General features: G+C 61.8%; 13 protein-coding genes. 5 read left to right on the top strand and 8 right to left on the bottom strand.

Translation table 11 applies throughout. The features are described 5' to 3' along the window. Positions 1-2 precede the first annotated feature (2 nt). Together catA and P0D87_RS21485 are read left to right on the top strand one after the other, a co-directional pair. Positions 3-938 carry a catechol 1,2-dioxygenase gene (catA, locus tag P0D87_RS21490; protein WP_053859840.1) on the top strand — a complete coding sequence of 312 codons (936 nt, stop codon included), beginning with the start codon at positions 3-5 and terminating at the stop codon, positions 936-938. A 139-nt stretch (positions 939-1,077) separates the two neighbouring features. Then, positions 1,078-2,448: an MFS transporter gene (locus tag P0D87_RS21485; protein WP_053859841.1), complete on the top strand. Its 1,371-nt coding sequence runs from the start codon at positions 1,078-1,080 to the stop codon at positions 2,446-2,448. A 41-nt stretch (positions 2,449-2,489) separates the two neighbouring features. Here P0D87_RS21485 and P0D87_RS21480 read toward each other — a convergent pair whose 3' ends face one another. After that, the gene (locus P0D87_RS21480; protein WP_053859842.1) at positions 2,490-3,143 is read right to left on the bottom strand and encodes a Vgb family protein; all 654 of its coding nucleotides are present in this window, start codon (positions 3,141-3,143) and stop codon (positions 2,490-2,492) included. 9 nt (positions 3,144-3,152) lie between these two features. Then, positions 3,153-4,379, bottom strand: coding sequence for a hypothetical protein (locus P0D87_RS21475; protein ID WP_053859843.1), 1,227 nt, complete (start codon positions 4,377-4,379; stop codon positions 3,153-3,155). Positions 4,380-4,502: 123 nt separating this feature from the next. Here P0D87_RS21475 and P0D87_RS21470 point away from each other — a divergent pair, with 123 nt between their 5' ends. From P0D87_RS21470 to P0D87_RS21460, 3 genes are read left to right on the top strand one after another with little or no spacing between them, the layout of a single operon-like run. Further along, positions 4,503-5,270: a DUF899 domain-containing protein gene (locus P0D87_RS21470; protein ID WP_029967095.1), complete on the top strand. Its 768-nt coding sequence runs from the start codon at positions 4,503-4,505 to the stop codon at positions 5,268-5,270. 8 nt (positions 5,271-5,278) lie between these two features. Next, on the top strand, positions 5,279-6,112 hold the full coding sequence (locus tag P0D87_RS21465) for a DUF2182 domain-containing protein (RefSeq protein WP_053859844.1): 834 nt from the start codon (positions 5,279-5,281) through the stop codon (positions 6,110-6,112). 40 nt (positions 6,113-6,152) lie between these two features. Continuing rightward, positions 6,153-6,662, top strand: a complete 510-nt coding sequence (locus tag P0D87_RS21460; RefSeq protein ID WP_053859845.1) for a DUF1697 domain-containing protein — start codon at positions 6,153-6,155, stop codon at positions 6,660-6,662. A 99-nt stretch (positions 6,663-6,761) separates the two neighbouring features. On the opposite strand, the gene P0D87_RS21455 is transcribed toward P0D87_RS21460, so the two are convergent. From P0D87_RS21455 to P0D87_RS21430, 6 genes are all read right to left on the bottom strand, one after another. Beyond that, positions 6,762-8,501, bottom strand: a complete 1,740-nt coding sequence (locus P0D87_RS21455; protein ID WP_006047286.1) for an ABC transporter substrate-binding protein — start codon at positions 8,499-8,501, stop codon at positions 6,762-6,764. 106 nt (positions 8,502-8,607) lie between these two features. Then, entirely contained in the window at positions 8,608-8,889 is a 282-nt protein-coding gene (locus tag P0D87_RS21450) for a DUF2160 domain-containing protein (protein WP_006047285.1), read from the bottom strand. After that, positions 8,889-9,701, bottom strand: coding sequence for a carbohydrate ABC transporter permease (locus P0D87_RS21445; protein WP_006047284.1), 813 nt, complete (start codon positions 9,699-9,701; stop codon positions 8,889-8,891). The genes P0D87_RS21450 and P0D87_RS21445 overlap by 1 nt, the downstream gene beginning before the upstream one ends. After that, the gene (locus P0D87_RS21440) at positions 9,691-10,587 is read right to left on the bottom strand and encodes a carbohydrate ABC transporter permease (protein WP_029967086.1); all 897 of its coding nucleotides are present in this window, start codon (positions 10,585-10,587) and stop codon (positions 9,691-9,693) included. Before P0D87_RS21440 ends, P0D87_RS21445 begins: the two co-directional genes overlap by 11 nt. Next, positions 10,584-11,708 (bottom strand): ABC transporter ATP-binding protein, encoded by a 1,125-nt coding sequence (locus P0D87_RS21435; RefSeq protein ID WP_408637025.1) that lies wholly within the window; start codon positions 11,706-11,708, stop codon positions 10,584-10,586. The genes P0D87_RS21440 and P0D87_RS21435 overlap by 4 nt, the downstream gene beginning before the upstream one ends. Then, positions 11,695-12,789 carry an ABC transporter ATP-binding protein gene (locus P0D87_RS21430; protein WP_053859846.1) on the bottom strand — a complete coding sequence of 365 codons (1,095 nt, stop codon included), beginning with the start codon at positions 12,787-12,789 and terminating at the stop codon, positions 11,695-11,697. Before P0D87_RS21430 ends, P0D87_RS21435 begins: the two co-directional genes overlap by 14 nt. Positions 12,790-12,887: the final 98 nt, after the last annotated feature.

The following is a 12,887-nucleotide window of genomic DNA, read 5'->3' as shown; positions in this document are numbered from 1 at the left end:
TCATGAGTGTCAAAGTATTTGCAACACAGGAAGTGCAAGACCTGCTGACGGCAGCCGCGAATCTCAATAGCGATAGCGGCGATAAGCGCGCGAGACAGATCACGCATCGCCTGCTAAGCGACCTGTTCAAGGCTATTGACGATCTCGACATGACGCCGGATGAAATCTGGACTGGCGTGAACTACTTCAACAAGCTGGGACGAGATGGCGAAGCGGCCTTGCTTGCTGCCGGCCTTGGCCTCGAAAAGTACCTGGACATCCGCATGGATGCTGCCGACAGGCAAGCCAGACTCGACGGCGGCACGCCCCGTACTATCGAAGGTCCGCTGTATGTGGCCGGTGCGCCTGTGCGCGACAGCGTGTCGAAAATCGACCTCGATCCAGACAACGAAGCGGGCCCGCTAGTCATTCGCGGCACTGTCACTGGGCCCGATGGCGAACCTGTCGCGGGTGCGGTGGTCGAGTGCTGGCACGCGAATTCGAAAGGCTTCTATTCGCACTTCGATCCGACCGGGACGCAGAGCGACTTCAATTTGCGCGGTGCAGTAAAGACCGGTACGGACGGGACCTATGAGTTCCGCACCTTGATGCCGGTCGGTTATGGCTGCCCGCCGCATGGCGCAACGCAGCAACTGTTGGATGCGCTCGGCCGTCACGGCAATCGTCCGGCGCATGTGCACTTCTTCGTCACGAGCAATGAACACCGCAAGCTCACCACGCAGATCAATATCGAAGGCGATCCGCTGATGTGGGACGACTTTGCCTATGCGACTCGCGAAGAACTTATTCCCCATGTGCTCGAGAAGACCGGCGGCGAGGCGTTGGGTCTCAAGACTGACGCGTACAAGGAAATCGTGTTCGATGTGCGCTTGACGCCGCGCGTAGAGGGCAAGGACAACCAGTTGGTCAATCGGCTGCGTGCATCGGCGGCGGCGTGAGAACCCGGTAGTCATTCGACGGCGAACTCGCCGCCGCGACGCAGCACACGCAAGCAGGCAAGCAAGCACGCGAAGCCGGAACCTCCCCCCGCGCGACATGTCAATACAGCAATGTCGCGCATTCAATCGGGGGTGCGAAATGACTGCCACGCAACCAGGGGCGGTGCCCCTCTCCGACGAGGACGCACGGCGCCAACTGCGCCGCGCCGTTATCGCCAGCACGATCGGCACGACGATCGAATGGTATGACTTCTTTCTCTACAGCACGGTAACGGGTCTGGTATTTGCGAAGCTGTACTTTCCGCAATCGGACCCGCTCGTCGGCACACTCCAGGCGTTTCTCATCTACGCGGTCGGCTTTATCGCGAGGCCGGTGGGCGCGGCTATTTTCGGGCATTACGGCGATCGTATCGGCCGCAAAGCCACGCTTATCGTCACGCTGCTGCTGATGGGGCTGGCGACTTTCGCGGTCGCGTTTGTTCCGACGTATGCGTCCATCGGAATCTGGGGCGCGGTGATACTCACGGTGCTGCGCTTCATTCAGGGCGTGGGCGTCGGCGGCGAGTGGGGCGGGTCGGTGCTGATGTCGATGGAATGGGCGCGCACCAATGCGCACCGCGGCTTCGTCGCGTCGTGGCCGCAGTTCGGTGTGCCCGCCGGGCTATTCATCGCGAACCTCGCGGTATTGGCCATGAGCGCTATTTCCGGCGACGCGTTCCTGACCTGGGGCTGGCGCGTGCCGTTCTTCCTGAGCATTGTTCTGGTCGCAATTGGCCTCTACATTCGACTGAACATTCTCGAGACGCCGATCTTCGCGAAGCTCCTCGCGGAACGCAAAATCGAAAAGACGCCGATGCTCGAAGTCATTCGCCGTCAGCCGAAAGACATTCTTCTTTCGGCGATTGCGCGCATGGCTGAACAGGCGCCGTTCTATATCTTCACGGCATTTGTTTTCACGTATGGCGTAACGACACTCGGCGCGTCTCGCGATCTGCTGTTGACGGCGGTGCTGGTCGCTTCCGTGCTCGAATTCGGCACCATTCCGCTGTTCGGCCATGTGTCGGATCTGATCGGGCGCCGCCGCATGTACATGATCGGCGCGGCCGCGGCGGGCCTGTTCGGCTTTGTTTATTTCGCCATGGTCGACACGCGCGATCCGACGTGGATTTTCGTGGCCATCGTGCTTTCGCTCGTACCGCACTCGATGATGTACGGACCGCAAGCCGCATTGATCGCCGAGTCGTTCACGGGGCGGCTGCGCTATAGCGGCGCGTCGCTCGGGTATCAATTGGCGTCGGTGATCGCGGGCGGTCCCGCGCCGCTGATCGCGACGGCGCTGTTCGCTTACTATCACTCGGGCTACGCCATTGCCATCTATGTGTTCGTTTGCGGGCTGCTGAGCCTCATTGCTGCATCGCGTCTGGGCGACTACACGAACAAGGACATCTCGCAGGAATACGACGAGCCGCAGTCGATGAGCAGCAGCGATCATGGTCATCGGCATGCGTGAACATGCGGTGCGGCGCAGCATGCCGCACGCCGCGACTGCTGCTATCTGACTTCGCCAGTCTCGCGTTCGGGGCGGCGCACGGCGCGCACTGTTGCGCTATTGCCGCCGCCGCAAAAGAATTGCTCGCCGCCGTCCGACTCGAGACCGGACACGCCGACGCCCGCCGGCATCTCGAGGCTTTCCAGAACTTCGCCGGTACGCGGATCGATGTGACGCAGTTCGCTCGCGTCGTCTTCCCATGTGCCATGCCAAAGCTCGCCGTCGACCCACGTGACGCCCGTCACGAAGCGATTCGATTGAATGGTGGAGAGCACCGCGCCGGTCTCGGGATCGACCTGATGAATCTTGCGCTCGCGATATTCGCCGACCCACAGCGACCCTTCAGCCCACGCAAGTCCCGAAGCGCCGTTGCCGCCAGGCGCGGGGATCGACGAGAGTATGCGGCCGCTCGCCGGGTCGATCTTGTGGATGCGGCCTTCGGCGATCTGGTACAGATGCTGGCCGTCGAAGGCCGTGCCCGCGTCGGCGGCGATCTCTATGCTGCGCAGCGTGTCACCGCTCGCGGGATCGAATGCGTTCAGCGTCTTGCCGGCCGCGATCCAGACATGCTGGCCGTCATATGTGACGCCGCCGACTTGCTCGACGTCCGGAAAGGGACCGTATTCACGGATGATGGTGGCGTTCGATCGATTCATGCTGTCATCCTAATTGAGCGCGAGCGGCGCGGAGAGTAACAACGTTGTCGCGAATCCGGATGCGGGCGGCGCCATCCAGCGGCGCGCGCGTCCCCGGCCAAAAGACTGCGCCTTGCCTGCGGCCGCGAGCGAATCGAGTGTGCGCTGAACGGTGCGCTGGCTTGCGCCGAGTGCGAGCGCAAGCGCGGAACTCGACCACGACTCGCCATCGGCGAGCAGTGCGAGCATGGCCGCGTGAGTTTCTTCGACGGGACGCGCGAGCAGCACAACGCGATGCCCGTGACGCGGCATCAACGCAAAGCCGCGCCGCGTTGCACTCACTTCGGCCAGCGCCCCAAGCATCGTGCGCAGCCGGCCCATTTCGACACGCAGGCGCGCGCGATGCGAGTCGTCGGCGTGGCTCGTCCTGAAGGCGCGCGCGATCAGCGCGTCGCGCGGGACGTCGGCGGGCCACGCTTCGGCAAGCTGATACGCGAGATCGAACAGCACGGGCCGCCGCGTCAGCGAGACGATCGCGCCGGTCTTCTGCACGACGTGACGGCATGCGTCGACCACGAGCGCCTCTGACGCGAGCAACGCTTCCACTTCGTCGAGCAGTAAAAGCCGCTCTTCGCCGCTTGCGATCAAACGCGCGGCCGGCAGCTTCAGCGTGTGCGAAGCGCTTTCCACTTCGGCGATCAGCGCGGGAATACGCGCTTCATAGGCGGCCTGTTTCGCGCGTGCGAATGCGACGCGAGCCGCGGCAGTTTGCAAGCGCCGCAGCGCGACGCCTGCCACGACCAGCTCATGCGCGGCCCGCAACGCAGGCGGCAAAGGTGTGGGATCGAGCGCGGCAAGCAGGCGCTCGGCGTCGTCGATATGACCGATCAGCACGAGCCGCCGCACCTCCAGATACGCTGCATGCGCGGCATTGGCGCGGTCGCCGTGGGCTTCGAGAATCGCGCGCGCGTCGCGGAGCGCTTTGGCTGGCCATGCAAGATCGCGCGAGGCGAGGGCGATCTCCGCTTCCGCCACCACGCATCGCGCACGCGCGACGGCTTGCCGGGCGCCGAACGCGCGCGCGGCACTTCGCACCAGCGCCTTCGCCCGAATCAGATCGCCGAGTTGCGCCAGGGCGATGCCGCGAAGGGCGAGCGCCGGCGCGTCGTCGCGCAAGGCGACGCGCTTCAATGCGCCGAGCGGATCACCGGCCGCGAGTGCCTGCGCCGCGGCTTGAATGAGCGGATCGGTCTTCATTGAAATCGCGCCACACTTGTCACTCCCACGGTCAGGAATCCCGGTACTAATCTAGCACGACCGCTAACCAGTACGTCGTATCGAAAGCGATCGAACGACAAAGGAAACCGAACGGAGAGAGCCATGACCACGACACATAAGACCGGGACACGCGAAGAATGGCTGGCCGCACGTCTCGATCTGCTCAACGCGGAAAAAGAATTGACGCGGCGCAGCGACGAGATCGCGCGGCAACGCCAGGAATTGCCCTGGGTTCGCGTCGACAAGACGTATCGATTTGAAACCGAGCAAGGCAGTGCAACGCTTGCCGATCTGTTTGCAGGACGCTCGCAGCTTCTCGTTTATCACTTCATGTTCGGGCCGGACTACAAGGCGGGCTGCCCGTCGTGCTCGTCGATTGCGGACGGCTTCGACGGCTTCGAGGTTCATCTCGCGAATCACGACGTGAGGCTGATGGCGATTTCGCGCGCCCCGCTTGCAAAGCTCCAGGAATACAAGCGGCGCATGGGATGGACGTTTCCGTGGGCGTCGTCGGCGGGCAGCGACTTCAACTTCGACTTCAACATCTCGTTCACCGAGCAGCAGCAGCGCGAGGGCACCGTCGAATATAACTATCAGCGCGGCCGTCACGCAATGGACGCCGTGCCGGCGCCCGAACCCGTCGCTCAGTTTGCGGAGACTTGCGGAACCGACCCGTCGACGTATGCGCGCGACCGGCCAGGACTCAGCGCGTTCGTGCTCGAAGACGGCCACGTGTACCACACGTACTCGACTTATGCGCGCGGACTCGACGGACTGTGGGGCATGTACCAATGGCTCGACCGCGCGCCGAAAGGGCGCAACGAGACGGGCATCTGGTGGCGCCGTCACGACGAATACGAGAAGCGCTGAGGCGCGTGATGGACCTCGTTAGCGTCGGCGAAAGCGGCGCGCGATGCTCTGCGCGCGCTGTTTTCTACAGCGTCTGCGGCTTGCTGTTCGCGATCAGTGCGGGCGCGACCATCGCGGCTTGCCTGTCGATGTCGGCAATGGGCGAGTTGCCGATGCCCGGCGGCTGGAGCATGTCGATGATGTGGATGCCCATGTGCGGAAAGACGTGGCTGCGCGTCGCGGCGTCGTTCGTCGGCATGTGGATCGCGATGATGACCGCGATGATGCTGCCTTCCGTTGCGCCTGTGTTGTGGCGTTATCGCGAAGCGCTCGACAGCGCGCGGCACGGGCGCGCGCGGGCACCCGCGCTCACATGGCTGATCTGGCTCGCAGGCATCGGCTATTTCGCCGTATGGGCTGCATTGGGCGCGGTGGTGTTCGCGCTCGGCGCGGCCTTCGCCACGCTTCAAATGCGAGTGCCGGCGCTCTCGCATGCTGTGCCCGTTATAGCCGGCGTGATGGTGCTGCTCGCAGGCGCGTTGCAATCCTCCGCATGGAAGGCGCATTATCTCGACTGCTGCCAACAGCCACAGGAATGCGGTCACGCTGTATTGCCGCTGCGCTCGGACGCCGCGTTACGATACGGCTTGCGCCTCGGGCTCCATTGCTGCTATTGCTGCGCGAGCTTCACCGCGGTGCTCGTCGCGATCGGCGTGATGGATCTTCTTGCGATGGCCGCGCTTACTGTGGCGATCACGCTCGAGCGTCTCGCGCCGCGTGGTCCGCTTGTCGTGCGAGGCATTGGGTTCACAATCGTCGGCATGGGTTTGCTGATGATCGCGCGAGCCGCTTCGCTCATGTAAAAGCATTCGCTGCAACGCTCAATAGAACAGAAACGAACTGATGACCCGATATATCGCTCTGCTGCGCGCCGTGAATGTCGGCGGCACCGGAAAACTGCCAATGGCTGAATTGCGAAGTATGTGCGAGTCCGTTGGCTTCACGAATGTCCGCACGTATATTGCGAGCGGCAATGTCGTGTTCGACAGCAAGCTTGCCGAAGCGTCGGTGAAGAGCCGGCTCGAGCGTTGTCTCGAAGCGTATGCGGGCAAGCCGGTCGGCGTCGCGGTGCGCACGAGCGCGGAACTTGCGCAGGTACTCGCAGCGAATCCGTTCAAGTCGGCGGCAGCGAATCGTACGGTCGCGATCTTTCTCGACGCACCGCCGCCCGCCGATGCACTCGCTCACGCAAGCGGCCAGCGCGACGAAGAAATGGCGCTCGGCACGCGCGAGATTTACGTGCACTACAACAACGGAATGGCCGACACGAAGCTCAAAATTCCCGCAGCCAAAACGGGAACCGCGCGCAACATGAACACGGTTGCAAAGCTAGTCGAGATGGCGAACGAGTAGCGCAGAGTCTTCAATCGGCGTCGAAAAAAAGGGCGGCACAATCAATCGTGCCGCCCTTTCGCAGACTGACTGCGGATTGCCGATCGCAACGTTAGCCGCTTACCGCACCTTGCCCGCCTTCCACGCCGACAGCAACTGATCGTACTTGACTGTCTCGCCCTTCGGCTTTTCGTTGGCGAGCTTCTTCCACGGCGCGTGCTGATCGGACAACCACTTCGACGGATCGCTCGCCGCATTCATCTCCGGCGCGCATGCCTTCATGCCGGCTCTCTGCAAGCGCGACAACACCTGGTCCATCTCCTTGGCGAGGTTATCCATTGCGGCCTGTGGCGTCTTTTCTCCAGCGACGGCGGTGCCCACGTTCTTCCACCAGAGCTGCGCCATCTTCGGATAGTCCGGCACATTGTTGCCGGTCGGCGTCCACGCGACGCGTGCCGGGCTGCGATAGAACTCGATCAGACCGCCGTACTTGTCCGCGTTCTTCGTGAAGTAGTCGCTATGAATATCGGAGTCGCGAATGAACGTGAGACCGACAATCGACTTCTTCAGCGATACGCTCTTGGACGTCACGAACTGCGCATACAGCCATGCGGCGGCGCGCTGATTGGCCGGCGTCGACTTGAAGAAGGTCCACGAGCCGACGTCCTGATAGCCGTTCTGCATGCCGTCCTTCCAGTACGCGCCGTGCGGCGACGGCGCCATGCGCCACTTCGGCGTGCCGTCGGGGTTCGTCACGTTGCCGGGTTTCAACATCGACGCGGTGAACGCGGTGTACCAGAACACCTGCTGCGCGATCTTCCCTTGCGCGGGCACAGGGCCGGCCTCGCTGAAGGTCATGCCGGACGCTTCGGGCGGCGCGTATTTCTTGAGCCAGTCGATGTATTTGGTCGTCGCATAGACGGCCGCCGGGCTGTTGGTGCCGCCGCCGCGCGACACCGATGCGCCAACCGGATGGCAACCGTCCGGCGTCACGCGAATGCCCCATTCGTCGACGGGCATGCCGTTCGGAATGCCCTTGTCGGCCTCGCCCGCCATGGAAAGCCATGCGTCGGTAAAGCGCCATCCGAGCGACGGGTCTTTCTTGCCGTAGTCCATATGGCCGTAGACTTTTTCGCCGTCGATGTTCTTCACGTCATTCGTAAAGAACTCGGCGATGTCTTCATACGCGGACCAGTTCACCGGCACGCCCAGCTCGTAGCCGTACTTCGCCTTGAACTTGTCCTGCAGGTCCTTGCGGGCGAACCAGTCCGCGCGGAACCAGTAAAGATTGGCGAACTGCTGATCGGGCAGTTGATAGAGCTTCTTGTCCGGCGCGGTCGTAAAGCTCGTGCCGATAAAGTCTTTGATATCGAGCCCAGGATTCGTGTATTGCTTGCCTTCACCCTCCATGTAATCGGACAGCGGGATGATGACGCCATAGCGATAGTGCGTGCCGATCAGATCGGAGTCCGAGATCCAGCCGTCGTAAATGCTTTGCCCGGATTGCATCGACGTCTGCAATTTTTCGACGACATCGCCTTCCTGAATGATGTCGTGCTTCACCTGAATGCCGGTGATTTCAGTGAAGGCTTTCGCGAGCGTTTTCGATTCGTAGATATGCGTGTCGATCGTTTCCGACACGACGTGAATTTCCTTGACGCCTTGCGACTTCAGTTTGTTCGCGGTGTCGACGAACCATTTCATTTCGTCCATCTGCTGCTGTTTCGAGAGCGTGCTAGGTTGAAACTCGCTATCGACCCACTTCTGCGCTTCAGGTATGCCCGCCATAGCCTGGTTCCCAAAGGCACCCGACACGATGCTTGCCACTGCGAGCGCGACGATCCGTCTCCTCTGTTGCATGGTCTTCTCCTGTGTCCTTCGTGCCCCTTCGATCTTTCCGGCGCCCGCTTGGGGCATCAGCGGAACCGGCAGTTGCGAGTGCTCATTGCGTGCGTTTCGTTTCTATTCAACCTTTCCACATGATCGCGAGCAGAACCAGTAGCGAAGCCAGCGAGCCCGGCCACGAAGTCGAGCCTTCGGCGCTAATGCCGATCCACGCGAGATTCACATACGCGGCCGCGAGCAGGCCGATAAAAAGGCGATCGCCGCGCGTGGTCGCGATAGGCAGAAAGCCCTTGCGTTCATGCGTCGGCGAGCGCAGTTCCCACACGGTCATGCCGGCCAGCATCACGACGATGCAGACGAAGAAGATCGCCACCTCGGGCGTCCAGTACATCCACGTGAACATCAGACTCTCCCCATCGCAAAGCCCTTCGCGATGTAGTTGCGCACGAAGTAGATCACCAGCGCGCCAGGCACGATGGTCAGCACGCCCGCCGCCGACAGCACGCCCCAATCCATGCCGGCCGCCGATACGGTGCGCGTCATCACGGCCGCAATCGGTTTCGCGTTGACGGACGTCAGCGTGCGCGCGAGCAGCAGTTCGACCCAACTGAACATGAAGCAGAAAAACGCCGTAACGCCGACGCCCGATTTGATCAGCGGCAGAAAGATCTTCACGAAGAAAGCAGGGAACGTATAGCCGTCGATGTACGCGGTCTCGTCGATTTCCCGCGACACGCCCGACATGAAGCCTTCGAGAATCCACACGGCGAGCGGCACGTTGAACAGCATGTGCGCGAGCGCGACGGCGATATACGTGTCGGTTAGACCGACGCTCGAATAGAGCTGGAAAAACGGTAGTAAAAACACGGCGGGCGGCGTCATCCGGTTGGTGAGCAGCCAGAAGAACATGTGCTTGTCGCCGAGAAAGCGATAACGCGAGAACGCGTAAGCGGCGGGCAGCGCGACGAGCACGGACATCACCGTGTTCATCAGCACGTAGATGATCGAATTGATGTAGCCCCAGTACCAGGAGGGATCGGTGAAGATGATCTTGTAGTTGTCGAACGTGATGTGCTGCGGCAGCGTGGCGAACGTCGACATGGTTTCTTCGTTCGTGCGCAGCGAGATCGACAACATCCAGTAAAGCGGAATGAGCGCGAACAGCATATAGACGACGAGCACCAACGTGCGCATCCAGCGGCGCTTATCCTGCATGTTCGTCTCCTTCCGCAGCGGGGCCGCCTTTGCCTACGCGGCTCATCCAGTTATAGAGAATGAAGCACAGCAGCAGAATGATGAGGAAATAGATCAGCGAGAAAGCCGCGGCTGGGCCGAGGTCGAACTGGCCGACCGCTTTTTGCGTCAGGTACTGGCTGAGAAAAGTTGTCGAATCGCCGGGGCCGCCGCCCGTCAGCACGAACGGTTCGGTGTAGATCATGAAGCTGTCCATGAACCGCAGCAGCACGGCGATCATCAGCACACCGCGCATTTTCGGCAATTCGATGTAGCGGAAAACCGCGAAGCGGCTCGCGCCGTCAATTTCGGCGGCCTGATAGAACGCATCGGGAATGGCGCGCAAGCCCGCGTAGCAGAGCAGCGCGACGAGCGGCGTCCAGTGCCAGATGTCCATCACCAGCACGGTGATCCATGCGGCCGTGGGGCTTGCCGTGTAGTTGTAATCGAAGCCGAGGCTATTGAGCCAGTAACCGAGCAGGCCAATATCCGGGCGTCCAAAGATTTGCCAGATTGTGCCGACCACGTTCCATGGAATCAGCAACGGCATGGCGAGCACGACGAGCGCCGCCGATGCGCGCCATCCGGAAGCGGGCATCGAAAGCGCGAGGCCCACGCCCAACGGAATCTCGAACAGCAACACGCAAGCGGAAAAGATGATCTGTCTGCCGAGCGCGTCGCGCAAATCGGGGTCGGTCATGATGTTGCGAAACCATTCGGTGCCGACGAACACATGCTGCGTCGGACTAATGATGTCCTGCACCGAATAGTTGACGACCGTCATCAGCGGCAAGATCGCGGAAAAGGCCACGCAGATGAACACGGGTATTACGAGCAGCCACGCTTTCTGATTGACGGGCTTGTTCATTGCGCGGCTCCTTCTGCGTTACGTGCATCGATTCTTTCGTCATTGCAGAAGAACACCGTTTCTGGCGCGGCCACGCGCAGCCAGGCGGGCCCGTTCACCACGCGCACATGCGGCTCGAGTTTCGCGTTGAAGAGATGGCCGTCGCATTGCGCGGTCACGAGCTGGTAATTGCCGAGTTGCTGCGCGCGCAGCACCTCGACTCTGACGGCGCCGGCTTCGCCTTCGTGGGCGAGCCGCACGAACTCGGGGCGAATGCCCAATGTAAGCGGGCTCTTTGCCTGCTGATGCGCGTCGCCCAGCGCCGCGAGCGTGGCGGCGCCGAGCGTGAGACGCTGTGAGCCGATCCGCGCGCCGTCGGCGTCGAGTTCGATCGGACAAAGATTCATACCCGGACTGCCGATGAAGTAGCCGACAAACGCATGATCCGGCCGCAGAAACAGCGCATCGGCGCCGCCTTTCTGTACGACGCGGCCGTTCGTCATGACGACGACTTCATCGGCGAAAGTGAGCGCCTCGACCTGATCGTGCGTGACGTAGATCAGCGTGAGCTTCAGTTGCTGATGGATCTTTTTCAACTGCCGGCGCAGCATCCATTTCATCGCCGGATCGATCACGGTCAGCGGTTCGTCGAACAGAATCGCCGCGACGTCCTGGCGAACGAGGCCGCGTCCAAGCGATATTTTCTGCTTTGCGTCGGCCGCGAGATTGCTGGCCTTGTGCGGGAGATCGCGCGTCATGTCGAGAATTTCCGCGACTTCGTGCACGCGCTTTTTTACTTCGGCGGCCGGCATCCTGCGATTGCACAGCGGAAACGCGAGGTTGTCGAACACGGTCATCGTGTCGTAGATCACCGGGAACTGGAACACCTGCGCGATGTTGCGCTCGCGCGCGCCGAGCGCGGTCACGTCGCGTCCGTCGAACAGTACCTTGCCCTCGGACGGCTTGACGAGGCCCGACACGATATTGAGCAGCGTGGTCTTGCCGCAGCCGGACGGCCCGAGCAGCGCATAAGCGCCGCCGTCTTCCCACACCATGCTCATGGGCTGCAGCGCATAGTCGTCGAGTGTCGCGGGCTTCGGACGATATGCGTGCGCGAGATTCTGGAACTCAATGCGCGCCATGAGCGGCCTCCGGGCTCGATACCAGTTTCGTATCCGCGCCGAACACGAACAGTTCGTCAGGGTCGATGAAAACGTTGAGTTCGGTGCCGAGCTCGATCTGATGCACGCCCTGCAACTGCGCGACGAGGTCGATGCCGCCCGTGAGCGTGCGCAAATGCAGATAGGTTTCCGAGCCGCTCAACTCGGCCAGTTCGAGCCGGCAGGGAACGGCGACTGCATGCGGCGCTTTCGCGTGAAGGCGCAAGTGCCCTGGCCGTATGCCGATGCGGCATGCGCCGTTCGCAGCGGTGCCTTGCCGGAGCGGAACGTCGACGCCGATCGGCAGATGCGCGCGGCCGTTGCCGTTAAGTTCGCTCGTCAGCATGTTCATCGGCGGATCGTTGAAGACGGCTGCTGCATCGACGTTGATGGGCGCGTTGTAGACGTCGAGCGTCGGACCGAATTGCAGCACGCGGCCTTTATCGATGATCGCGGTATAGCCGCCGAGCAGCAGCGCTTCGAGCGGCTCGGTGGTGGCATAGACCACGGTCGTCTTGCCGTCCGCGAAAAGCGTGGTCAACTCCATGCGCAATTCCTCGCGCAGCTTGTAGTCGAGATTCACGAGAGGTTCGTCGAGCAGCACGAGCGACGTGCGCTTCACGAGCGCACGCGCGAGTGCGCAGCGCTGCTGTTGACCACCCGACAGTTCGCTCGGCCGCCGCTCGAGCAGATGCTCGATATGCAGTTTCCCCGCGACCTCGAGCACGCGCCGGCGAATTTCCGCCGAATCGGTCTTCTGCAACTGGAGCGGCGACGCGATGTTCTGGAACACGGTCATCGCCGGATAATTGATGAACTGCTGATAGACCATCGCCAGATTGCGCTGGCGCACGCTGACGCCTGTCACGTCCTGGCCGTCGACCAGCACGCGGCCCGCGTTCGGCCTGTCCAGTCCCGCCATCACGCGCATCAGCGTGGTCTTTCCCGCCTGGGTCGGACCCAGCAGCACATTGATAGCGCCTGGCACAAGACGCAAATCCACGCCGTACAGATACGGTTGCCCGCCAGAAACGACACTGACTTGCTCCAGTTCCAGGACCAAATTGTTCTCCTTTCAGGCGCGCGCGATGCGACCGTCAAACCGCAGCTTGACGATGGCATCGATTGGGTTGCACTTTTATTACACGCAGCAGACAGAAT

The organism is Paraburkholderia sp. RL17-368-BIF-A (genome assembly GCF_046054045.1).
In the GTDB taxonomy this organism is placed as follows: domain Bacteria; phylum Pseudomonadota; class Gammaproteobacteria; order Burkholderiales; family Burkholderiaceae; genus Paraburkholderia; species Paraburkholderia graminis.
The sequence above is the reverse complement of the archived record's forward strand: the minus strand, read 5'-3'. Positions and strand labels throughout refer to the sequence as shown.